We start from the raw sequence: 22,476 nt of genomic DNA, 5'->3' as shown, positions 1-22,476 counted from the left end.
CGGTTCAGCCGCGGGCGGCCGCGGCGGCGACGTGCTGCTCGAAGCGGTCCATCACGTCGTCGATGAGCTGGGCGTGGGTGTAGTTCATGACGTCGTAGCCGCCCGCCCCCGCCGGGCTGCCCGGCTCGACCTGGACGTCGAGCCGGGAGGCACCCGGGTCCGACGACGGCCGGGCGCCGTCCCCGCGGCGCGGCGGGCGGCTGGGCCGGATGCGGTAGCGGAACGGCGCGCCGCCGTCGGCCTGCGCCGTGAGCTCGACGCAGGGCGCGCCGGAGTCGTCGACGGCCCAGTGCATGTCCGACTCGACCTCCCGGGCGCGCAGCTCGGCCGCGGCCTCCGCCAGAGCCGGCCGCGCCGTCTCGTGGAGGTACTGGTCGACCCGCTCACGGCCGGTGGGGACAGGTGCCCGGCGCCGTCGCAGCCGGGCGCGCCGCCGCGCGGCCGGCCGGCCGGAGGGAGCGATCCGGTGGCGGTTGACGGCGCGATCGGCCTCGCTGCGCAGCGCGCGGTGCAGCCCGACCATCACCGCCACCATCACGAAGGCGAAGGGCAGGCCCATGATGATGGTCGCGTTCTGGAGCGCGGGCACGCCGCCGACCAGCAGCATCGCAGCGGTGAGCACGCCGGTCACGACCGCCCAGACGATCCGGACGCCGGCGGCCGCGTCGTCCTGCGGCCGGCGCAGCCGCGAGGACAGGTTCGCCATCACCAGCGCGCCGGAGTCCGCGGACGTCACGTAGAACAGCAGGCCGATGAAGGTCGCGATCGAGGCGATGAACGGAAAGGCCGGGTAGTCCGCCAGGAGGGTGTAGAAGCCCCGCTCCGGGATGTTCATCGCCGTCTCGCCGAACGCCGCATCGCCCTGCCGGATGCGGTGGATGGCGCTGTTCCCGAAGATCGACACCCACATCAGGATGTAGCTGAAGGGCAGCAGCAGCGTCCCGGCCACGAACTGACGGATCGTCCGGCCCCGCGAGATGCGGGCGAGGAAGAGCCCGACGAAGGACGCCCAGGCGATCCACCACGCCCAGAAGAACAGCGTCCAGCCGTTCAGCCACTCGTCCGGCCGGTCGTAGGCGAAGGTCTCCATGGTGAGGCCGGGGAAGCTGCTCACGAAGTCCCCGACGTTCTGGACCAGCCCGTTGAGCAGGAACGCGGTGTTGCCGGTCACCAGCACGAAGCCGGCCAGCCCCAGGGCGAGGACGACGTTGAGCTGGGAGAGCCGCTTGATGCCCCGGTCGACACCGCTCACCGCGGACACCGTCGCCACGCCCACGGCCAGGGCGATCAACCCCAGCTGCGCGGCCCGGCCCTCGGGGATGCCGAACAGCACCGACAACCCGTAGTTCAGCTGCACCACACCGATGCCCAGCGACGTGGCGACGCCGAAGATCGTGCCGAGGACCGCCGCGACGTCCACGGCGTCGCCCAGCGAGCCGTGCACGCGCCGGCCGAAGATCGGGTACAGCACCGAGCGGATGGCCAGCGGCATGTTCATGCGGTAGGCGAAGTAGGCCAGCGCCATCCCCATCAGCGCGTACATGCCCCAGCCGTTGATGCCGTAGTGGAACAGCGTCCACACGGTCGCCTCGCGGGCGGCCTCCACCGTCTCGCCCTCAACCACCGGCGGGGCCAGGTACTGCGTGACCGGCTCGGCGACGGCGAAGAACATCAGGTCGGTGCCGATGCCGGCGGCGAAGAGCATCGACGCCCAGGCGAAGGTGCTGAACTGCGGGGTGGAGTGCTCGGGGCCGAGCTTGACCTTCCCGTACCGCGAGAAGGCGATGGCCAGGACGAAGACGAGCACGGCGGTGGCGAAGGCGATGTAGAACCAGCCGAACCACTCCGACGTCCAGCCGACCAGGGAGCCGATCGTCTCCGCGGCCGACGTCGGGGTCGCCGTCGCCCAGAGCGCGATCGCGAGGACGCCGGCGACCGAGCCGTAGAAGACGCGCCGTTTGATCCCGGAGCCCGCGTCGGAGGACCGGGTGCCGGGCTCGCTCATGCCCGCTTCCCCCACCCTGTCGCGAGGTGCGCTGCCGACGTCTTCGATGTGCCGCTCACCGGCCGGATGGTGGCACACCCGGCGGCGTGCGGCAGCCCGGGCCGACGGGCTCAGGTGGTGGGGGCGGCCGTCTCCTCCCGGCGCAGCAGCGCTCCGGCCTCGGCCGCGGGCAGCGGCCGGGACAGCAGGTAGCCCTGCGCCCGGTCGCACGCCTGTGCCCGGAGCCGCGCCATCTGCGCGTCCTCCTCGACCCCCTCGGCGACCACGGTGAGACCGAACGTGTGCGCCGCGCGGATCATCAGGGCGACCAGTTCGAGGTGGGCGGGCTCCCCCGACGCCACGAAGCTGCGGTCGATCTTCAGCGTGTCCACGGGCATGTTCCGCAGCTGCCCGATCGAGGTGTACCCGGTGCCGAAGTCGTCGATGGCGATGCCGACGCCCATGTCCCGCAGCTCGGTCAGGTGGTCGTACGCGGCCGGGTCGTCCACCAGCACCGTCTCGGTGACCTCGAGGACCAGCAGCCGCGCCGGCAGCCCGAAGGTGGCGAGCGCGTCCGCGACGTCGGTGACCACCCGCCGGTCGGCGAGGTGCCGGCCGGAGATGTTCACCGCGATCGTCGGCTCGGGCCGGCCCGGGGCCACCGGGAACTCCTTCCGCCACTGCGCCAGCTGACGGGTCGCCTCCTGCAGCACGAAGCGGTCGATGTCCCCGACGAGGCGGGACCGCTCGGCGACCGGGATGAACTGGTCCGGCGGGACCGGGCCGACGCCCGGCCGGTCCCAGCGGACCAGTGCCTCGTACCCGGTCAGCCGGTCGGACGCCAGGTCCATGACCGGCTGGTAGACCAGGTGCATCTCGCCGCTGGCCAGGCCGTGGCTGATGGCCGCCTCGAGCTCGGCCTGCTCGGTCAGCTGCAGCCGGAGCGTCTCGTCGAAGATCTCCGCCCGGCCCCGGCCGTGCGCCTTGGCCCGGTACGCGGCGGTGTCGGCCTCGGCGAAGAGCACGTCGGCGTCGGTGCCGCCGTCGCGGCTGATCGCCACGCCGACGCTGGCGCCGACGCCGACCGTCAGCGCCCCCACCGGGATCGGCTCGCTGACCGAGGCGATGAGCCGCTCGGCGAGGTCGATCAGGTCGTGCTCGGCGTGCACCGGCTCGACCAGGACGACGAACTCGTCGCCGCCGAGGCGGCAGACGACGTCACCCGGGCGCACGGCCGCCCGGAGCCGGCCCGCCACCGCGCGCAGCACCTCGTCGCCGGCCGCGTGGCCGTGGCCGTCGTTGACGGCCTTGAAGCCGTCCAGGTCGATGAAGAGGAGACCGGTCATCTCCCCGGACCGCCGGCCGCGGTGCAGGGCCGAGGTCACGAGGGTGAGGGCCTGCGCGCGGTTGGGCAGCTCGGTCAGCGGGTCGTGCGTGGCCTGGTGCGCGAGAGCGAACTGCAGCTCCTCGCGCTGGCGCACCGAGGTGACGATCGCCTTGACCGAGGCGTGCACGACCTCGCCGAGCGGGCCGGGCAGGGGCTCGTCGAGGAGCGCGTCGTCGAGGTCGCCGCGGGCCACGGCCTGCGCCTGGTCCTGGATCCGGCGCAGCCCGGCGACGGCCGACCCGAGCGCGGCCGAGACCGTCCGGACCTCCCGCGGCCCGGCGACCTCGACCGCCACCAGCGATCCCTCGCTGATCTCGGTCGCCTGGGCGGCGAGCAGGCGGAGCGCCCCGGTGACGCTGCGGCCGAGGACGAAGGCGCCGAGCAGCGAGGCGACGAGCAGGCCGGCTCCCATCAGCAGGACGAACTGGAGCCGGTCGCCGGCGCGCTCGAGGTCGGCGGCCACGAGCTGCCGGGCCTCGTCGACCGCCGTCCCGACCAGCTCGGCCAGCATCGTGCTGCGGTCCTGGCTCTGGAACAGCACGGTGACCAGGTCGCTGAGCGGCATGGCGGCGCCGCCGTCGTCGGTGAGTCCCTGCGCGAGCAGGCCGTCCAGCTGGGTGACGACGTCGGAGGTGCGGACCTCCTCCCAGGCATCCCGCAGGCCCTGCCCCGAGACAGTGTCCATCCGGCGCTGGGCGTCCAGGTAGTCCAGCCACTGGGTCTCCCAGGCGGTGCGGGAGCCGATCAGCTCGTCGCCGCCCTCGGCCAGCAGGGAGCCGATGAAGAGGGGCATCTGCCGGCCGGCGGCCTGCGCCAGCTGGGCCACGGTCTGGACGTCACGGATGGCCCGCAGCGTGTTCCCGGGCACGCCCTCGGAGGTCGCTGCCGCGGCGGCCGCCGCCTGCGCGTTCATGAGGTCGTTGGAGACGCGCAGGAACCGGAGGTGCAGCGCCTCGATGTCCAGCCGGCCCGCCTGGTCGGCCTGGCGCAACTCCGCCAGGTCATCGGCGGCACGCGCCGCGGCCGCCGCCCCGACGGAGCCCGCCGAGACCCGGGCCAGGGCCTGGTCGGTGACTGCTCGCGCACGAGCCGCCTCGTCGATCGCGGTCTGCCGCTGGGTGCGCAGGAAGAACTCGGGCAGCCCGAGGGCCGCCGCGGCCGCCGGATCGCCGATGACCGACAGCGACAGGACCGGGATCATCTCCTGCTCCACACCGCTGCGCGCGGCATCGAGCAGGGCCAGCGCGCGCACGGCGACCTCGGCACGCTCCGCGCCGGCGACCTCGGCCGCGCGCGCCTGGGCCGCCGCGACGGTGAGAACACCGACGCCGACCATGGGCAGGAGCACCAGCGCGATCAGGTACCGCCGCAGCGGGAACCCGCGCCGTCGCCCGCGATCCACGTCCTGGTGTGTGCGCACGCTGCTCCTATCGGGCCGTGATCCACGGCACTTGAGGTCGGTCCCCACCCGTCCAGGTGAGGTGACACGGGCAGGGGGGCACAGGCAGTTCGCAGGCGCTGCCGAGGGAAACCGTCAGACCTGCCGGGGATGCTCACGGCACGCCCCAGCCCCGAGGAGATCCGTGATCGACCTGGCCCCCCGTCCCACCCGCCCGCAGTCCGCGCGCCTGCCGTCGGCCGGCGCCCGCCTACCGGCCCGCTTGCGCCAGCGTGCCGTGCTCGTGGTGCCACCCGTTCCGGGGGCCGACCGCCGGGAGTGACACCGGTCCGCGCCCCCGGGTCAGCGGGCTGGTGCCGTCACCAGGTGGCACCCGGGGGAGCCGAACTCCTCCACCTCGAAGCCCATCAGCCGCAGCACGGTGACGACGGCCGCGGTCATCGACCGCTGCACGGCGGCCTCCATGGCACCGCCACGGGCCTGGTGGACGCTCATCCGGTCGTGCTGACGCCAGGTCACGAGGACCCCGGCCGAGTCCGGGTGCGGGGTCAGGCAGACCCCGCCCACGGCGTGCCCCACGCCTTCCCGGCCGTCGCAGTCGTGCAGGGGCAGCCCGGCCTCGAGCAGCGCGGCCGTGACGTCGACGGCCAGAGTGGTCAGCACGTCGTCGTCGTCGATCATGAACGGGTCCCAGTCCTCCGGGAGCAGGTCGAGCTGGTCCCCCAGGTCGGCCAGCCAGTCGCGCTCCTCCGCCGACTGCCGCCGGACCACGCCGCCGTCCGCCCGCCGACCGCCGTGGACGACCCGCGTGCGGTCGGTCAGGTCCTCGGCCAGGCGCGCCCACTCGGCGTCGAGCGAGTCCGCGAACGGACCGGCCACCGCCGCACCGTCGTGCTCGTCGACCAGCCACCAGCCGGTCGCCCCCGTGGTGTCGGGGAGGCTCCGGCCGGCCGGGTGGGTGGCCAGGCCGACAGCCGCCCGCTCCGCCCCGGGCTGCCCGGCCGCATCGCCGGAGGACTCGACGCCTGCGGCGTCGGCGGCCGCGCGGGCGGCCGCGCCCTGGCCGGCGGGCTGCGGCGCGTGGACGGTGGCGCGGTGCGCCCGCACCGCGTTGCGCTCGAACTCGTACCGGGCGGTGGAGCTCGCGGCCAGGACGACGACGAGCGCGATCAGCCCGCAGCACCCCAGCAGCGGCCCGGCGATGGCCAGCAGCTCACCAGGCACGCCAGGCCCCCTGCGGCCCCGCGCCCCAGGACGCCGCGCGGTTCGTCCACTCCTGCACCCGGGCCGCCCACCCGGGGTGCGGTGGGCGCACCACCGGTGGCGCGGGGACCGGCTCCTCCACCATCAGCTCCCTGAGCAGGTCCAGACCCGGGTCGTCGAAGACCTCGCGCAGGGGGAGGGACGGCGTGCGGACAGGTGATGCGGTGGCGTGCACTGGGGGCTCCTCGCAGGTGGTGCTCCGCGGCTGGGAAGCACCGCGGATGACCCGAAGGCTAGGGACGCCGGGCCCCCGCGAAGGCCGCTCGGACCGGTTCCGGGCCTGACCCGTGTCCGTTTCGTTGCGGAGCGGTGCCCGGGCGCGCGGTGACCCCTTCCCCGGGACGCCGACCTGTCGACAAACCACCCGTTCGCGAGCGTGGCGGGAGCCGATGGCCGGGTCGGTCATCCCGCCGCGGACCCGGCGCGCCGGCGTGTCGCGCTCTACTGCAGGCCGGCGAGGAACGCCCGCACGCGCTGCACCAGCAGGGCGGCCGCACCCGGGGCGTGGTCGGGCAGGCTGCGGTCGCTGAACAGGTGCCGGTCGCCCGGGTAGAGGAACAGCTGCGCGCCGTCGATCGCCTCGGCGAGATCGCGCGCGGCGTCGACGTCCCCCCACTCATCGGCGTCCATGACGTGGAACTGCACCGGCACGCCCGCGGGCCAGTCGTCGGCGAACTCGCCGAGTGGGACGGCGGCGTGCATCAGGACCGCGCCGGCGGCCCCCGGACGGGTCTGCGCCAAGAGCTGCGCCGGCATGACCCCGAGGGAGAAGCCGGCGTAGACCAGCCGCTCGGGCAGCTCCGCGACGGCTGCGCGGCCGCGCTCCAGCACCGTGCCGAAGCCGATCTCCTGAGCGTGCGCGACGCCGTTCTGGAGGGTGTCGAACGTGCGCCCCTCGTACAGGTCGGGCGTGTGGACGACGTGCCCGTCCGCGCGCAGCTCATCGGCGAACGCGACGACCCCGGGCGTCAGCCCCTGCGCGTGGTGGAACAGCACCAGCTCGGCCATGGCGGCACGCTAATCGCCGGGGCTGACGGATGGACGCCCGACGGTGGGCCCCGTGGGGATCGAACCCACAACCCGCGGATTAAAAGTCCGCTGCTCTGCCAGTTGAGCTAGAGGCCCGGGAACGCGCGACCGATGGGCCGGCGGCACCCGGCGGAAGGCTACCGCCGGTGGCGCACCCGGCCCCGGCGCCGGCACCGTGGCGGCCGGCCGAGCAGCCGCGGAGCAGCGCCGGCGAGGTTCGATCGGGAACTGCCGGGTCGGCCCACGCATCGACCCCGGCGCACCCGGTCATAACCTTGAGGAGCCGCACCCACGAGGCGCGGTGACATACCTCATACGCCCGCGATCGCATGTAGCGACCGAATCCGGCCGACGATCGTTGAGGAGGCGCTGCGGCGCCGGGCCGAGCACACAGCCAGAGAGGCAGACGTGACTTCCGAGCGCAGCGTTCCCGACAGCGCGAACCCCGACGTCGTACTCGTCGGCGGCGGCATCATGAGCGCGACCCTGGCGCAGCTGCTGCAGGTCGTCGCCCCCGAGTGGAGCGTCGCGGTCTTCGAGTCGGGCAGCGCCGTCGCCGCCGAGAGCTCGGGGCCCTGGAACAACGCCGGCACCGGGCACGCCGCCCTCTGCGAGCTGAACTACACGCCTGCGGGCCCCGACGGCCGGGTCGACCCGAGCAAGGCGATCACGATCAACGAGCAGTTCCAGGTGTCGCGCCAGTTCTGGTCGCACCTGGTCCGCGCCGGCATGACGGGCTCCCCCAAGGAGTTCATCTCGCCCGTTCCGCACCTGAGCTTCGTCACCGGCGAGCAGGGCCGCACCTACATGCGCAACCGGTACGCCGCGCTGAGCGCCCAGCCGCTGTTCGCGGGGATGGAGTACACCGAGAGCCCGGCGGAGATGGCCGACTGGCTGCCGCTGATGATGGAGGGGCGCGACCCGGAGCAGATCGTCGCGGCCACCCGCTCGGTCGCCGGCACCGACGTCAACTTCGGCGCCCTCACCCGCCTGATGCTCGACGACGCCGCCACCCGCGGGGTGAACGTCCACGTCAACCAGCGGGTGGACGCGCTCGGGAAGGAGAACGACGGCCGCTGGAAGGTGACCGTCCGCGACACCCAGACCGGCGACCGCGTGACGATGCGCGCCGGCTTCGTCTTCGTCGGCGCCGGCGGCGGTGCCCTGCCCCTGCTGCAGAAGGCCGGTATCCCCGAGATCCGCGGCTTCGGCGGCTTCCCGGTCAGCGGCATGTTCCTGCGCTCCCGGTCCCCCGAGCTGGTCGGCCGCCACCAGGCGAAGGTCTACGGCCAGGCGGCCGTCGGCGCCCCGCCGATGTCCGTGCCGCACCTGGACCTGCGGCTGATCGACGGCGAGTACTCGCTGCTGTTCGGACCCTACGCCGGCTTCTCCCCCAAGTTCCTCAAGGCCGGCTCGATGTTCGACCTGCCGAAGAGCGTCAAGCCGAACAACCTCGGCTCCATGCTCGGCGTGGCCCGCACCGAGATGGCGCTGACCAAGTACCTGATCGGCGAGCTGATGCAGACCCGGTCGGCCCGCCACCGCACCCTGCAGGAGTTCGTGCCCACCGCCGAGCAGGGCGACTGGGACATGGTCACCGCCGGCCAGCGGGTGCAGGTCATCAAGCAGGACCCGAAGTCGGGCAAGGGCGTGCTCCAGTTCGGCACCGAGCTCATCGTCGGCGGGGACGGCAGCATCGCCGGCCTGCTCGGCGCCTCGCCCGGCGCCTCGACCGCCGTCTCGGCGATGCTGACCCTCCTGGAGCGGTGCTTCCCCCAGCGCATCGACGCCTGGCGCCCCCTGCTGCAGACGGCGATCCCGTCCTACGGCCACTCGCTGAACGACGAGCCGGCGCTGCTGGCCCAGGTACGCGCGGAGACCATGCAGACGCTGGAGCTCAACGGCTGATCAGCGGTAGCCCGCTCGACACCACGGCAACGCCCGGGTGACCGGTCCGCGCAGGACGGGTTCCCCGGGCGTCGTCGTCACAGCACGCCCAGCACCAGGAGCAGCAGGAGCGTCAGCAGCGCCGAGATCAGCAGCGAGCCGAGGCAGCCGAGACGGCTGGAGAACAGGAAGAACATCCTCGGGAGTTGCCCGCGCGCCGACGAACCACACCTCCTGTGCAGTGGGTCACCGTGATTCGGTACGGTCCACCCGTTCAGGGGATCGCGGTCGACCCCGGCGGTTACGTACCGTCATCATCGTTCCGGTCGGGGAACGCGACTCCGCGCCCCTGTCCGCCGCATCCTCCGCCCCGCGCTCCGGCGCCGGGCGGGCACGACCCCGGCCCGGCTGACCCGTTCCCCCCGGGGCAGCCGGGCCGGCTTCTTCCCCCACCGCCTCAGCCGCGCCGGCACACCTGCCGGACCAGCTCGACCAGGGCGGCACGCAGCTCCTCGTCGACGGGGAGGTCGACCACCAGCTCCGGTCGTCCGCCGATCCGCACCCCGACGGGGAAGAGGTACGGCTGCTTGGCCTCGGCCAGCACGTGCGCGTCGCACGTGGCCACGGTGAAGGTGAGCGACCCTTCCGCAGCGCCGGTCCCCGCGGGCAGCTCCAGCGGCACCTCCGCCGCGACGTCGAACTGGACGTTGCCGCCCACGCGCTCCACGAGGATCCGCGCGTCGGGCCCCCGCCGGGCCAGCGTCAGCCGGGCGGTGAGCCGGTCCGGCCCGGCCCGCGGCCCGCTCACCCCGAGCTCCACCGCGTCGGCCACCGCACGGGCCCCGCACTCCTCGCCGTGGACGCGGTCGAGCGCCTCCCCCTCCAGCGCCACCCGCACGTGTTCCACCGTGCCGTCGGGCCGCAGCAGCGTCAGCCGGGCGGTCGCGGGCCCGTCACCGGCCGGGCACACCGCCTCGCCGTAGGGCGTCGGCAGGTCGACGACGCGCCCGGGCACGAACTCGGTGGCCACCTCGGTCGGCGGCAGCGGCGCGAAGCCGGGCGCGTCCAGCGCCACCGCGGTCACCGTGTACGGCGCGCCGCCCGTGTGGGTGATCCGCACCTGGATCCGCCCGCCGACGGCCTCGTCGGTGCGCAGGCGGACCGCCTCGGCGGCGACGCCGGGCACCGCCGGCACCAGCGGAGCCGCGACGGTCGACGGCGGGGGATCCGCCTGCCCTCCGGCCGGTTGCGTGCCGCAGGCCGCGGCCATCAGCACCGCCAGACCCACGGCCGTGCGCCTCATGGCGCCGCAGCGTAGAGCGGCGCCACCCCCGCGTCAGCGGTGCCGGCTCGGCACCCGGGCCATGACCCGGCCGGCGTCCATGCGCACCTCGAGCTTCTCCTGCGGGTTGGCCGCCGGCCCGCGGCGCGGCTCCCCGCTGTCGAGGTCGAACGCGGAGCCGTGCCACGGGCACACCAGGCACTCGCTGCCGCGCACCCTCTCCACCGCGCCCTCGTCCAGCGGGCCGGACAGGTGGGAGCAGGCCCCGACGAAGACGTCGACCCGCGCGCCGCGGCGGACGACGGCCAGCGGCACCGACATGCTGCCGCCCTTCCCGGTGCGCAGCGTTGGCCGCCCCTCGGGCAGGTCGTCGAGCGGTCCGAGGTCGACCCAGTCGGTGGTCAGTGCCCGGACGGCGGTGGCCGCGTGCGAGGCGCCCGAGGACTGCGCGTAGGACATGTGCCCGCCGATCGCCGCCGAGCTCCCCGCGAGGCCCAGGCCCGCGTACGCCAGCGCCCGGCCCAGTGCGCCCCTGCCCTGGGACCGGGCCACCAGCGAGCCGGCGTAGAGGCCCAGCGCGGCGGTGTTCATCAGCGCGTGCAGGGCGCCGAGCCGACGGACGCCGGCGCCCTGCTCCGACCAGTCCGCCGCTCCCGACAGGGCCGCCGGCACCGCCGCGGCCACCCCGGTGCCGATCAGCACGGTGGCGGCCGGCCGCAGCGGGGGCACGGCGTCCAGCAGTCCGGCCGACACCCAGCTGCCCACTGGCACCTGCACCAGCACCGGGTGCAGCGGATGCCCCAGCCAGGTCCCGTGCAGGACGTCCTTGACCGCGCTCGGCATGCCGAGGACGGCGCGCCGTGCGGGCTCGATGGCCTTGTCGAACGCCGACACGTCCGCGATGCGGTCCAGGAAGCCCATGAGACTCATGGCCGCCCCCTACCCGCGCGGACCCGGCCCGACGCACGGCGCCCCGACGACTGCACCGAGGTGCTCACAGGTGACCGTGAGCAAAGACACGGGTGAGTGCCAGTGACGCCAGGCATGTTCAGAGGTGACAGGGGTTCTGCCGAAGAGAATCCTTGACCTGTTCACCTGCGACCGACCGGAGGCCCTCCCCCGTGACCTGCCCGTCCCTGCTCCGCCGCGGCCACGCCGCCGACGCCGTCGGCGACCTGCCGCACGCGACGGTGCAGGGCCCGCCCGGGGACGCCACCTCCGCGCAGTTCCTGCGCGGGGACGCCACCTCGGCGCAGTTCCTGCGCTTCGTGCTGGTCGGCGCGGTCACCACCGTCGTCTACGCGGCGCTGTTCGTGGCGGGGCACGGCTGGGGCTACCTGCCGGCCCACCTCGTGGCGACGGCGGTCTCCACGGTGCTGGCCAACGAACTGCACCGCCGGCGCACGTTCCACGCCGACCAGCGGGTGCACTGGTTCACCGCCCAGTGGGAGGCCGGCGGCGTCACCGTCCTGGGCCTGCTCGCGACCAGCACCGCCCTGGGGCTGCTGGACGCCCTCACCGACGGCACCCACCCCCTGCTGCAGATCGCCACGGTCGCCGGCGTGACGGCCTTCATCGGCCTCATGCGGTTCCTCGCGCTGCGCTGGATCTTCCGCCCCGCACCCACCCGGATCTGAGCGCCTCGCCGCGCCGATCGGAACGACGACCCGGACGTCGCTAGCGTGGTCCACGTGAGCGAGCCCACCGCGTCGACGTCCCCCTGGCCCGGCCGGGCCCGGGTGGCCGGCCGATGGGCCGGCCGCGTGGCCATCGCGCTCGTCGGTGCCGTCATCGCGGTCCTGCTGTTCGCGCGGGTCTCCGCGCCCATCGGGCCGTTCGACGCCACGCTCGCCTTCCGCCCCGCCTCCGGCGGTGCGGAGGTCGCCGTCCCGCCGCTGGGCTCCCTGGCGGTCGACGCCTACGACGGGCCGCTCCGGCTGGACATCTCGCTGCAACGGGTCGACCAGGCTCGCGCGGAGGCGCTGGCGACCGACCCGGTGCGGCTGGCCGGCGTCGTCGACCGGGTGACCGAGGACCTGCAGTCCGCCGTCGTCCGGCTGGTCTGGGTGACCGTGCTGGTGGCGCTCGCCGGAGCCGCGCTCACCTCCTGGGTCGTGCTGCGCCGCCGCCGCGAGCCGCTCATCGCCGTCGGTATCACCGCGGCGCTGCTGGCCGGCACGGGCGCGCTGGGCGCCGCGACGTGGCGCCCCGAGGCGCTGTCGCAGCCGACGTACACGGGACTGCTGGTGAACGCCAACAGCCTGATCGGCAACGCCCAGGACATCGTCGCCCGATTCGATGCCTACCGGGCGTCCCTCGAGGACCTGGTGGCCAACGTGGGCACGCTCTACGCGACGTTGTCCGCGCTGCCCTCGCCGAGCGGCACCGGCGACTCCGTGGCCCTCCTGCACGTGTCCGACATCCACCTCAACCCGGCCGGCTTCGACCTGGTGCGGCAGGTGGCGCAGCGCTTCGAGATCGACGGCATCCTCGACACCGGCGACATCACCGACTGGGGCAGCGAGCCCGAGAACCGGCTGATCACCGCGGTGGGCGACCTCGGCGTGCCCTACGTCTACATCCGCGGCAACCACGACTCGGCCACCACGGCGAGCATCCTCGCCGCCCAGCCCAACGTCACCGTCCTGGACGACTCGGACGTGAGCGTCGCCGGCATCCGGATCGTCGGCGCCCCCGATCCCCGGTTCACCCCGGACAAGAGCACCGGCGACGACGACGCGGGCGCCGACGTCCTCGAGCGGTCCGGCGAGGAGCTGGCGGACTACACCCGGACGCTGGCCGAGGACCCGGCCATCGCGATGGTGCACGACCCGAAGCAGGCGCCGCCGCTGGACGGCCTCGTGCCGCTGGTGCTGGCCGGGCACACGCACAACCGGGTGGTCGAGGAGCTCTCCGACGGAACCCTGCTGATGGTGCAGGGCTCGACCGGCGGCGCCGGCCTGCGAGCGCTCGAGGGCGAGTACCCGGAACCGCTCACCTGCACCGTGCTCTACCTCGACCCGGCCACCGGCGCGCTGCAGGCCTACGACGACATCACCCTCGGTGGGCTGGGCTCCACGGAGGTGACGGTGGAGCGCACCATCGTCGCGGAGAGCCCGCCGGCCGACGAGGCCCAGCTGCCCGCCGGCGGGGTGGCGCCCCCTGCCGTTGGCGGGGTGGAGCCCCCTGCCGTCGGCGGGGTGGAGCCCCCGGTGGTCGGCGAGGTGGAACCCCCCGACGCGGGCGTGGAGCCGGGGCCGGGCGGCGGCGGCGTGGTCGTGCCCCCCGGGCCGGGCGGCGCCCCGCTCGCGCCGACCTCCCCGCCGGGATGACCGCCGGGTCCTACGCTCGCGGCATGACGTCGACGACCCGCATCACCCGGTTGGCCGCTGGGGTGCTGGCCGGCGGCCTCTCCCTCGCGGCGCTCAGCGGCTGCACCCTCTCGTCCCAGAACGTCTCGTGCTCCGGGGGAACCTGCACGGTGACCCTCTCCGGCGACGGCGCGGAAGCCGAGATCCTCGGCACCACGCTGGCGTTCGACAGCGTGCAGGACGGTCGCGCCACGCTGACCGTCGGCGGGACCACCGTGTCCTGCGCCGAGGGCGAGAGCGTCTCCGCCGGCCCTCTGGAGCTCGCCTGCTCCAGCGTCACCGACGACTCGGTGGAGCTGCGGGCCACCCTCGGCTGAGACGGGGCGTCCGGCGCGCCGCCACCTCTGGGGGGACCCCGCCTCGGGCGCGCCCCGGGAGCCATGTATTGTTCTCGCTGCCCCCGGCGAACACGAGCCCCCATCGTCTAGCGGTCCAGGACGCCGCCCTTTCAAGGCGGTAGCACGGGTTCGAACCCCGTTGGGGGCACGCAGCACCAGCACCAGCACCACCAGCAAGGCCCTGTAGCGCAGTTGGTTAGCGCGCCGCCCTGTCACGGCGGAGGTCGCGGGTTCGAGTCCCGTCAGGGTCGCTCTCCGGTGAGGTCACCGGAAGGGGCAGGTAGCTCAGTCGGTACGAGCGCTCGCCTGAAAAGCGAGAGGTCGGCGGTTCGACCCCGCCCCTGCCCACACTCTCCTCATCGCACGGGCCCGGCAGTCGCCGGGCCCGTCGTCGTCTCACGCCCAGCTGCGGTCGGCCACCACCTGGGCGTAGACCTCCCCGTGCACCTCGCGCACGGCGGCGCGCTGGTCCTCCCGCCAGCTCCGGTCGGCGGGCCGCGGCATGGGCCGGGTGAGCGCCGCGCCGATCGCGGCGGTCAGCGACACCGGGTCCAGGCCCGTGCGCTCGTCGTTGGTGTAGGGCACGACGTCCGACCACTGGTCGGCGAACCACCCGCAGCTCGGCGCCACCACCCGGGTGCCGACGTCCCGGCAGATCTCGACGTCGGCCGAGTGCGTGCCGCACCGCTCGGGCAGCACCGCGGCGTGCAGCTGCTGCAGCTGGGCGGTCCATCCACCGTCGCCGACCAGGACGAGCTCCACCTCTCCCTCGTCGGCGAGGGCGACGATCTCGGGATCCAGGGCCGGCGCCTCCGCCTCGTCGACGAGGACCCGCAGCCGGCCACCGCCCGACAGCGCGCCCGAGAGAGCCGCGCGGACGATCCCCACGGGGTCGGGGATCGTGCTGGACGCCGGCCCCACCCGCACGCCGACCAGCCCCCGCTCGGCGCCCAGCTCGGGGTCGGGGACGGCGATGGACGGGTGGGCCACGACGATCGCCGTGCGCCCGTACCGCTCGGCGATCTCGTCGGCCGCCCCGGGGGTGAGGGTGAGCACGACCTCCGCCGTCGCGAGCACTGCTGCGAGGTGGTCGTCGGTCTCCGCGGGCGCGGGGCGCTGCGGGTCGCGCAGCTGGTGGACCGTGACGACGAGCGGGATACCGAGCCGCTGCAGCTCCTCGGCCCACGCCTCCAGCTCGGTCGCGCCCAGGTACCCGTGGACGGCGTGCAGGTGGACGACGTCGACCTCGTCCGCGTGGACCGCCAGGTGGGCGAGGTCCAGCCACGGGCTGGGGACGACGTGGTCGCCGACCCGGATCGACCCGTCGGGGAGCACGGCGTCCACGTAGGGGTCGGTGTGCGGGATGGACACCACCCGGATGCCTGCCCCCGGCGTCGGGGGCAGCCCCGGGAGCGGGGGTTCTGCGTGCGTCACGCGCGGGTGCATCTCCTCGTGCGGTCGAGCCTCACGACAGCACGACGGTGCCGCTCGACGTCCTCAGCGCCCGGCGACGTCCATGCGCCCGGTCCGGTTCTGCATACCCCACGCGGCCCCCGGGCAATCGGTGATCAACTCCATCGGGTGAGTTGGCATGTCCGGCGCGTCACGAACCGGTGCGGCCGATCCAGCGCGCCGTGGCGTACGCCGGCTCGCGGAAGCGGGCGAGCGGGCCGTCGGCGGCCAGCCCCGGCGGCGGGTTCCGCACCGCGTCGAAGCGCAGGTCGGTGTCCAGCGAGCCGTGCCGACCGGTGGCCCGCAGCGTGGCGAAGGGGCGCCACTCCTCCAGGCCGCGGGCGGCCGCCAGGGTGAAGACGACGTCGCCCGACACGGCGGCCGCGGCCAGCGGCGCGGGGTCGGTGGGCAGGGAGGATGCCTGCGGGAGGGCGGCCAGCCGCACCGGCCCGACGGCCGAGCGGTAGGCCATGATCGAGCCGTAGGTCGCCGCCGCGTCCGCCCGCGGCACCGGCACCAGCCGCGTCAGGCGGCCGCGCCCGATGGTCGAGAGCAGCAGGTCGACCGGGGAGCCATCCGCGCCGGTCAACCGGATCGTCAGCCCCAGGACGTCGGGCAGCGGGGCCGGGAGCCCGGCGCCGCGCGACATCCGGACGACGACGTCGTCGGTACCGGCGCCGTCGAGCCACGGGACCCCGAACGGCGGTCGCGCGCCCTGCCGGTCCAGCACACCGGCCAGCACCGCCCCGCGCGGGTGCATGGGGCGGCCACGCCGCCAGCGCGCCACCGCGCCGAGCGGCACCGCCACCACCTGCCCCGCAGCTGCCACCAGATCAGGCACACGTCCTCCGTTCGACCGACGGCGCCTGCCCTACCCGCCGTCGACCGTCGGGCAACCGGCCACGGCAGAGCGACCAATGCGGCGGCACCCCTCGGCGAAGGGCGCTGGGGCAGCTGGGGCGTGACGGGAGAACGCGGGTGAACTCTGCGCACGTCGCAGCCGATCTTCGGGAAGTTCTGCCCGGTGACAGCACAGCACCAACCGCCTACGTTGTGTACATGCTCTCCACGCTCCTGACCCTCGGCGGTGTACTGGTCGGCCTGCTCGTGCTCCTGGCCGCGATCGTGAGCCTGAGCGCCCGTCCGGCCACCACCAGCCGCGGGCCGCAGAGCGGACCCCGCACCCCGGCCTGGACGTCCGACGTCGGACGGCCGCACCCCGACGCCTGGTCGGCCCCGACCACCACCACCAGCGAGATGTCCGCCATCCGCTGACCCGGAGCCCGGGTCCCGGCGGCCGCGCCTCTCGCGCCGCCGGGACCCGCGCCGACGGCCGCGTGGCTCAGCTCCCGGCCATCAGCTCTGCGGCGCGTTCCCCGACCAGCACGGCGGTGGCAGCCGGTCCGCGGCTGGGCACCTGCGGCAGCACCGACGTGTCGGCCACCCGGAGCCCCTCGACCCCGCGGACCCGCAGCCGCTGGTCGACCACGGCTCCCGGATCGCTCTCCGGCCCCATGCGCGCGGTCCCGGACAGGTGGACGGCGGTGGTCAGGCGGGCACGGATCCAGGCGTCCAGCGCGACGTCGTCGGCCAGCACCGCGCCGGTCGGCTCGTCGGTCGGCACACCCACCGCGGCCAGCGCGCAGGTCCGCAGCAGCTCCGCCGCCATCCGCACCCCGTCCCGCATCCGGCGGCGGTCCGGCTCCTGCGCCAGGTGCCCGTACTCCACGACCGGGAGGGCGGCCGGGTCCCGCGGGTCGAGGACCAGCCGCCCGCGGCCGACCGTCCGCTGGAGCCCCACCCCGAGCTCGACCACCTCGCCCTCGGGTGCGGCGTGGCCCGTCATCACCTGCGCGAACGGGGCCAGCCAGGGCAGCAGCTCCAGGTCGCCCGCCACCTCGGCGCCGGGCGAGGTCCCGTGCAGGATGCCGTGCAGCGGGGACCGGCCGGGCGGCGCCGTGGTGCCCGGCACGGGACGGAAGGGCAGGTAGACCAGCGGGTGGTCCGAGCACTGCTGCCCCACCCCCGGGGCGTCGACCAGCAGCTCGATCCCGGCGGCCCGCAGCACCGACGGGGGACCGATCCCCGAGAGCAGCAGCAGGTGCGCCGAGCCCACCGCCCCCGCGGCCAGCACCACCTCCTCGGCGCGCACCTCGCCGCCGGTCGTGCGCACGCCCACCGCGTGACCGTGCTCGACCAGCACCCGCAGCACCTGGACGCCGCCGCGCACGGTGAGGCCGGGGTGCCCGCGGCGCGGGGCCAGGTAGGCCGCCGCGGTGCTGATCCGGACGCCGTCGACGACGTTGCGCGGCAACGGGCCGTAGCCGGGCACGCCACCGGCGTTCTTGTCCGGCTCGGCCGGGACCCCCAGCTCCTCGGCCGCGGCGGCGAACGCCTCGGCGAGGGGCGGGGCGCTCCGCGGGCGCGTCACCGGCACCGGCCCGTCGGCCCCGTGGCCGGGGCGGTCGCCGAAGTCGCGGTCGCTCTCCAGCCGCACCAGCGCGGGCAGCAGCCGGTCCCACGACCACAGGTCGTTCCCCGCCGCGGCCCAGCCGGCGGCGTCCGCGGGCGTGGGGCGCACGAAGTAGCCGGCGTTCACCGCGCTGGAGCCGCCGGACACCCGGCCGCGGGGCACCCGCACGGCCCGCCCCCCGGGCAGCAGCCCGGGCAGGTCCCAGTTCGCCGGGTGCCCGCTCACCGCGGCGCGCAGGGTGCCGGCGTCGCGGAGCTCGGGCGGGACGCGCGCGGGGTCGGGGTGGTGCGCCCCCGCCTCGAGCAGCAGCACCCGCCGGCCGGCGTCGGCCAGCCGGGCGGCCAGCGGGCACCCGGCCGTGCCCGCGCCGACGACGACGACGTCCCAGTGCTCAGCCACCGGCCAGGCCGAGCACCCCCGGCAGGTCCAGCCGGCGCACCTTGCCGGTCGAGGTGCGGGGCAGGTCGGCCAGCGCGTGCAGCGACTTGGGGCGCTTGGCCGGCGCCAGCCGCTCCCGGGCCCAGGCGGCCAGCGCGCCGGCGTCCGCGTCGCCGACGTAGGCGGCCACCACCCGCTGCCCCCACTCGGGGTCGGGGATGCCGAACACCGCGCTCTCCACGACACCGGGATGGGCGTCGAGGACCGCCTCCACCTCCGCGGGGTAGACGTTCACCCCACCGGAGATGACCAGGTCCTCCCGCCGGCCGTCCAGCCAGACGGTGCCGTCGTCGTCGACCCGGCCGAGGTCGCCGACGGTGACCCGCTCCCCCCGCCACGCCGCGGCCGTCTTCTCGGGCGCCCGCCAGTACTCGAAACGGGCCCAGCGGGGCACCGCGCACCAGAGCTGGCCGCGCTCGTCGGTCTCCAGCCGCCGCCCCGGGCGGGCCCGCCCCACGCTGCCGGGGTGGGCGAGCCAGTCCTCGGGCGAGCAGACGGTGAACTGCGCCTCGGTGGACCCGTAGAACTCCCACACGCTGCCCTCCGGCAGCGCCGCGAGGACGGCGCGCTTGAGCGGCTCGGGGCACGGCGCGCCGGCGTGCACCAGCCGGCGGAACGAGGACCAGTCGACGTCGTCCCGGGCGAGCAGCCGCTGCAGGTGGGTGGGGACGCAGAACGCCGTCGTCGGCCGGTGGGTGGAGATCACCCGGGCGGCGCGGGCGGCGTCGAAGGGGCCGGGCAGCAGCACCTCACCGCCGGCCAGCAGCGTGTGGACGGCGAACCGCAGCGGCGCGCTGTGGTGCAGCGGCGAGAGGACGACGTGCCGGTCCCCCGGCCCGAAGCCCCACAGCTCGATCTCCTCCCCGGCCAGGGCGCGGGCGTCGTCGGCGCCCAGGACGCCGGACCACACGCCCTTGCGCCGGCCGGTGGTGCCGGAGGTGTAGTGCATGGGCCGCGCCAGGGGCACCGGGGCCAGTGCGGTCTCCGCGTCGCCGAGCAGACGCGCCGGGTCGGTCCCGGCGTCCAGCGCGGGGTCGGCGTCGGCGGCCAGCGCCGCGCGCTCCTCGGTCGGCAGCGCCGGGTCGAGCACCACGGGGACGACGCCGGTGCGCAGCGCGCCGAGGACGACGGCGAGCAGCGCCGGCGAGGCGGCCGCCGACACGAGCACGCGGTCGCCCTCCCGCACCCCGGCGGCAGCGAGCCCGGCTGCGGCGCGCCGCTGGTCGCGCTCGCCGGCGCCGGCGGTGACCACGGCGACCCCCGCCCCGGTCATGCCGGCCGCACCCCGTCCCCGCCGACGAGCTCGACCCGGCCGTCGGCGGCGAGCTTGGCCAGGGTGGCCCGGGTCGACTGCGCCGCGGCCGGCCACACCTCGCGGGGCACGTCGGCGTAGACCGCCGCCAGGAGCTCGTCGACGCTGCGGGCGCCACCGGCCAGCGCGTCGAGCAGTTGCTGCTCGCGGTGCGCCCGGTGCGCCAGGTAGTACTCGAGGACCGCACCGGGATCGGTGGTCAGCTCCGGGCCGTGGCCGCAGTAGAGGGCGCTGGGCCCCAGGTCGTGCACCCGCCGCAACGACTCCAGGTACGCCACCACGTCGCCCTCGGGGTGGGTGACGACCGAGGTGCCCCGCCCCAGGACGTGGTCGCCCACCAGGACCGCCCCGGACTCCAGGCGGAACGCCAGGTGGTCGGCGGTGTGGCCGGGCGTGCCGACGACGTCGATCACCGTCCCGGCCAGGGACAGCCGTTCCCCCGGTTCGAGCACCCGTCCGGCGGGACCCGCGACGTCCCCCGACGCCGCCGCGACGGGGGCGCCGAGACGGGCCCCCCACGGCAGCGCCGCCTCGGCGTGGTCCCCGTGGTGGTGGGTGACCAGGACGGCGACGCAGCGCGCCTGCCGTGCGGCGAGCGCGGCCTCGACGGCGGCCAGGTGCGCGGCGTCGTCCGGACCCGGGTCGACCAGCACCGCCTGGCCGCTGCCCGGGGTCCCCACCACGTAGGTGTTCGTGCCGTCGAGGGTCATCGGCGAGGGGTTGGGCGCCAGCACCCTGGTGACCAGCGGCTCCAGCTCGGCGGTGCGCGGCAGTGCGCCGGGTGCGGGAAGCCCCCACGAGGTGCGGGGGTCGGTCGGGAGGGCCACCCCCGGCACGCTAGTGCGCCGCCGCCGGGGCGCGCACCCGGCGGCTACCCTCCGCCCATGCGTCGCCCCCTCCTCCGCGCCGGGGTGCTCCCGGCCGTGACCGCCCTGGCCCTGCTCACCGGTTGCGGGAGCTCCGACGACGACGGGGGGAGCACCGCAGCCGGGGACACCACCGCGACCGGAGCTCCCGAGGCCACCGACGGTGGTTTCTGCGCGGAGGCCGTCAGCATCCAGGAGCGGCTCACCGGCAGCGCGACCGCCGCCGGCGACCCCGGTGACCTGCCGGAGATCCTCCGCGCGGCGGCGCGGGAGATGCGCGCGATCGACGCGCCGGACGAGATCGCCCCGGACTGGAGCGCGCTGGCCGACGACGCCGAGCAGCTCGCGGCCACCCTCCAGGGCGTCGACCTCAGCGACCCGGAGGCGCTGGCCACCCTCGAGCAGGAGCTGGCTCCGCTGGAGCAGGAGCTGGACACGGCCTCGACCAACGTGCAGGCCTACCTCGCCGAGGAGTGCGGGCTGGGCCTGCCCACCGAGGAGAGCGCCCCCACCAGCTGACCGTTCCCGGCCCGACCGGGCCGTGGTCAGCCGCCGCAGCCACCGAGGTAGACGCCCCGGGCGTTGAGCCACGGCACCGGGTCCACGTGGCCGCCGTACATCCGGCCGCTGGGGTGGACCTCGAAGTGCAGGTGCGGCCCGGTGGACTGCCCACGGTTGCCGACCTCGGCGATCCGCTCGCCGGCCGACACCCGCTCGCCGGCGGAGACGAAGTACCGGTTCACGTGCCCGTACACGGTGACCGCGCCGTCGTCGCCCTCGATGTAGACCGCGTACCCGAAGCCGGTCGCCGTGCCGGCCCGCCGGACGACGCCGCTGGTCACCGCGTACACCGGGGTCCCGATCGGGGCGGCGATGTCCACACCGCCGTGCAGGGCCCCCCAGCGCCAGCCGTAGCAGCTGGACACCCGCCCCGAGGTGGGCTTGACGTAGCCGGACCCGCTGACCGTGCCGCCGCCACCGCCGCCACCGCCGCCACCGCCGCCAGTGCTACCGCCGCCCGCGCTGCCGCCGCCACCGGCGTTGGCACGGTTGCGGGCTGCCTCCGCCTCGGCCTCGCGGGCGGCACGCTCGGCCTCGCGGGCGGCGCGCTCGGCCGCCTCGCGGGCGGCGGCCTCCTCGGCCGCCTTCTGAGCCACCCACTGGTCGTGGGCGTTGCGCGCGCCCTGCAGCTCGAGGAGGCGGATCTGGGCGGCCTTCAACTGCTGGTCGTACTCCGCCTTCTGCGCCTCGATCCCCGCGTAGGCCGCCTGCTGGGTGGCGAGCTGCGCGTCGGCCGCCGCCTTGGCGGCCTCGGCGGTGTCCTCCGCGGCAGCGCGCTCGTCGCGCGTGGCCCGGGCGGTCGAGTGGGCGTTCGCCTGCCGCACACGAGCCACCTCGAACTCGGCCAGGACGTCGAGCTGGTTGGCCGCGACGTAGTCGAGCATCGCTGCGCGCTGGATGAGCTCGCCCGGCCCCTCGGAGTCCAGGAGCGCGGCGGAGCTGGTGAGGCTCCCACCGTTCATGTAGCTGTCGCGGGAGAACGCCGCGATCCGCAGCCCCGCCGCGGCGACGGCCTCGTCGGCGGCCCGGAGCTCGGCAGCGGCCCGCTCGGCGGCCTCCTGGGCGAGCTGCAGCTCCTCGACGGCCGCCTCGTAAGCGGTCCCGGCGGCCTCGGCCAGGACACCGACGCGCTCCAGCTCGGCCTCGGCGGTGGCGACGAGGGCCCGGATGCGGCCCACCTCCGCGGCGGCCGCGTCCTGCTCGCTCCGGGCCGCACCGAGCTCGCCGTCGGTCGGGTTGGGCGGCGGCGGAGGCACCGCGACGGCGGGCGTGCCGGTGAGCACGAGCGTCGCGCCGGCCACCGCCCCGATCAGGGCGGTGCGGAACGGGCGGGGAGAGCGGCCCGCAACGGGCCGGCGGCTGCCGGCCCGTGGAGTCGCCGGTCCGGTCGGACGGCGCTGGGACATGTGCTCGCTCCCTGGGGAAGAGGGTGGG

The 22,476-nt window shown here is 75.5% G+C and carries 19 protein-coding genes and 4 tRNA genes; 9 read left to right on the top strand and 14 right to left on the bottom strand.

The window, feature by feature from the left end; translation table 11 throughout:
* Positions 1–4 precede the first annotated feature (4 nt).
* The 6 genes from betT to ACI8AG_RS05290 form a co-directional block, all read right to left on the bottom strand.
* Positions 5–2,005: a choline BCCT transporter BetT gene (gene betT / locus ACI8AG_RS05315; RefSeq protein ID WP_456596201.1), complete on the bottom strand. Its 2,001-nt coding sequence runs from the start codon at positions 2,003–2,005 to the stop codon at positions 5–7.
* Positions 2,006–2,115: 110 nt separating this feature from the next.
* The gene (locus ACI8AG_RS05310) at positions 2,116–4,791 is read right to left on the bottom strand and encodes a putative bifunctional diguanylate cyclase/phosphodiesterase (RefSeq protein WP_456596200.1); all 2,676 of its coding nucleotides are present in this window, start codon (positions 4,789–4,791) and stop codon (positions 2,116–2,118) included.
* 321 nt (positions 4,792–5,112) lie between these two features.
* Positions 5,113–5,994: a hypothetical protein gene (locus ACI8AG_RS05305; protein WP_456596199.1), complete on the bottom strand. Its 882-nt coding sequence runs from the start codon at positions 5,992–5,994 to the stop codon at positions 5,113–5,115.
* Complete coding sequence (locus ACI8AG_RS05300; protein ID WP_456589990.1) at positions 5,984–6,208, bottom strand: hypothetical protein; 225 nt, start codon at positions 6,206–6,208, stop codon at positions 5,984–5,986. The genes ACI8AG_RS05305 and ACI8AG_RS05300 overlap by 11 nt, the downstream gene beginning before the upstream one ends.
* A gap of 266 nt (positions 6,209–6,474) precedes the next feature.
* A complete protein-coding gene (locus ACI8AG_RS05295) occupies positions 6,475–7,041 on the bottom strand; it encodes a dienelactone hydrolase family protein (RefSeq protein ID WP_456596198.1) in 567 nt (188 codons plus the stop codon).
* 44 nt (positions 7,042–7,085) lie between these two features.
* Positions 7,086–7,158: transfer RNA gene (locus ACI8AG_RS05290), tRNA-Lys, on the bottom strand.
* Between the two features lie 312 nt (positions 7,159–7,470).
* On the opposite strand from ACI8AG_RS05290, the gene ACI8AG_RS05285 reads away from it, so the two are divergent.
* Positions 7,471–8,970, top strand: a complete 1,500-nt coding sequence (locus ACI8AG_RS05285) for a malate:quinone oxidoreductase (RefSeq protein WP_456596197.1) — start codon at positions 7,471–7,473, stop codon at positions 8,968–8,970.
* Positions 8,971–9,406: 436 nt separating this feature from the next.
* Here the strand turns inward: ACI8AG_RS05285 and ACI8AG_RS05280 are convergent, their stop codons facing one another.
* On the bottom strand, positions 9,407–10,252 hold the full coding sequence (locus ACI8AG_RS05280; RefSeq protein WP_456596196.1) for a hypothetical protein: 846 nt from the start codon (positions 10,250–10,252) through the stop codon (positions 9,407–9,409).
* A 33-nt stretch (positions 10,253–10,285) separates the two neighbouring features.
* Positions 10,286–11,161 (bottom strand): Rieske 2Fe-2S domain-containing protein, encoded by an 876-nt coding sequence (locus ACI8AG_RS05275; RefSeq protein WP_456596195.1) that lies wholly within the window; start codon positions 11,159–11,161, stop codon positions 10,286–10,288.
* Between the two features lie 191 nt (positions 11,162–11,352).
* Here ACI8AG_RS05275 and ACI8AG_RS05270 point away from each other — a divergent pair, with 191 nt between their 5' ends.
* From ACI8AG_RS05270 to ACI8AG_RS05245, 6 genes are all read left to right on the top strand, one after another.
* Positions 11,353–11,868 carry a GtrA family protein gene (locus tag ACI8AG_RS05270; RefSeq protein WP_456596194.1) on the top strand — a complete coding sequence of 172 codons (516 nt, stop codon included), beginning with the start codon at positions 11,353–11,355 and terminating at the stop codon, positions 11,866–11,868.
* Between the two features lie 54 nt (positions 11,869–11,922).
* Entirely contained in the window at positions 11,923–13,563 is a 1,641-nt protein-coding gene (locus tag ACI8AG_RS05265; protein ID WP_456596193.1) for a metallophosphoesterase family protein, read from the top strand.
* Positions 13,564–13,586: 23 nt separating this feature from the next.
* Positions 13,587–13,919 carry a hypothetical protein gene (locus tag ACI8AG_RS05260; protein ID WP_456590002.1) on the top strand — a complete coding sequence of 111 codons (333 nt, stop codon included), beginning with the start codon at positions 13,587–13,589 and terminating at the stop codon, positions 13,917–13,919.
* A 96-nt stretch (positions 13,920–14,015) separates the two neighbouring features.
* Positions 14,016–14,088, top strand: a tRNA-Glu gene (locus tag ACI8AG_RS05255).
* A gap of 29 nt (positions 14,089–14,117) precedes the next feature.
* Positions 14,118–14,191 (top strand) — tRNA-Asp (locus ACI8AG_RS05250).
* Between the two features lie 23 nt (positions 14,192–14,214).
* A tRNA-Phe gene (locus ACI8AG_RS05245) sits at positions 14,215–14,288 on the top strand.
* A gap of 48 nt (positions 14,289–14,336) precedes the next feature.
* Here ACI8AG_RS05245 and ACI8AG_RS05240 read toward each other — a convergent pair.
* Both ACI8AG_RS05240 and ACI8AG_RS05235 read right to left on the bottom strand, forming a co-directional pair.
* Positions 14,337–15,374, bottom strand: a complete 1,038-nt coding sequence (locus tag ACI8AG_RS05240; RefSeq protein ID WP_456596192.1) for a glycosyltransferase — start codon at positions 15,372–15,374, stop codon at positions 14,337–14,339.
* Between the two features lie 169 nt (positions 15,375–15,543).
* Positions 15,544–16,233 carry a phosphodiesterase gene (locus ACI8AG_RS05235; RefSeq protein ID WP_456596191.1) on the bottom strand — a complete coding sequence of 230 codons (690 nt, stop codon included), beginning with the start codon at positions 16,231–16,233 and terminating at the stop codon, positions 15,544–15,546.
* Between the two features lie 218 nt (positions 16,234–16,451).
* On the opposite strand from ACI8AG_RS05235, the gene ACI8AG_RS05230 reads away from it, so the two are divergent.
* The gene (locus ACI8AG_RS05230; protein ID WP_456590005.1) at positions 16,452–16,667 is read left to right on the top strand and encodes a hypothetical protein; all 216 of its coding nucleotides are present in this window, start codon (positions 16,452–16,454) and stop codon (positions 16,665–16,667) included.
* Positions 16,668–16,734: 67 nt separating this feature from the next.
* Here the strand turns inward: ACI8AG_RS05230 and mftG are convergent, their stop codons facing one another.
* Genes mftG through ACI8AG_RS05215 form a run of 3 tightly spaced genes read right to left on the bottom strand, consistent with a single transcriptional unit; the run spans position 16,735 to position 20,442 of the window.
* Entirely contained in the window at positions 16,735–18,264 is a 1,530-nt protein-coding gene (gene mftG / locus ACI8AG_RS05225) for a mycofactocin dehydrogenase MftG (RefSeq protein WP_456596190.1), read from the bottom strand.
* A complete protein-coding gene (locus ACI8AG_RS05220; protein ID WP_456596189.1) occupies positions 18,257–19,576 on the bottom strand; it encodes a class I adenylate-forming enzyme family protein in 1,320 nt (439 codons plus the stop codon). The genes mftG and ACI8AG_RS05220 overlap by 8 nt, the downstream gene beginning before the upstream one ends.
* Positions 19,573–20,442, bottom strand: coding sequence for an MBL fold metallo-hydrolase (locus ACI8AG_RS05215; protein WP_456596188.1), 870 nt, complete (start codon positions 20,440–20,442; stop codon positions 19,573–19,575). The genes ACI8AG_RS05220 and ACI8AG_RS05215 overlap by 4 nt, the downstream gene beginning before the upstream one ends.
* Before the next feature lie 57 nt (positions 20,443–20,499).
* Here ACI8AG_RS05215 and ACI8AG_RS05210 point away from each other — a divergent pair, with 57 nt between their 5' ends.
* Positions 20,500–21,000, top strand: coding sequence for a hypothetical protein (locus tag ACI8AG_RS05210; protein ID WP_456596187.1), 501 nt, complete (start codon positions 20,500–20,502; stop codon positions 20,998–21,000).
* 26 nt (positions 21,001–21,026) lie between these two features.
* Here ACI8AG_RS05210 and ACI8AG_RS05205 read toward each other — a convergent pair whose 3' ends face one another.
* On the bottom strand, positions 21,027–22,343 hold the full coding sequence (locus tag ACI8AG_RS05205; RefSeq protein ID WP_456596186.1) for a M23 family metallopeptidase: 1,317 nt from the start codon (positions 22,341–22,343) through the stop codon (positions 21,027–21,029).
* Positions 22,344–22,476 lie beyond the last annotated feature (133 nt).

Source organism: Blastococcus sp. SYSU DS0552 (assembly GCF_054050815.1).
This window is presented reverse-complemented; position numbering and strand designations above follow the sequence as displayed.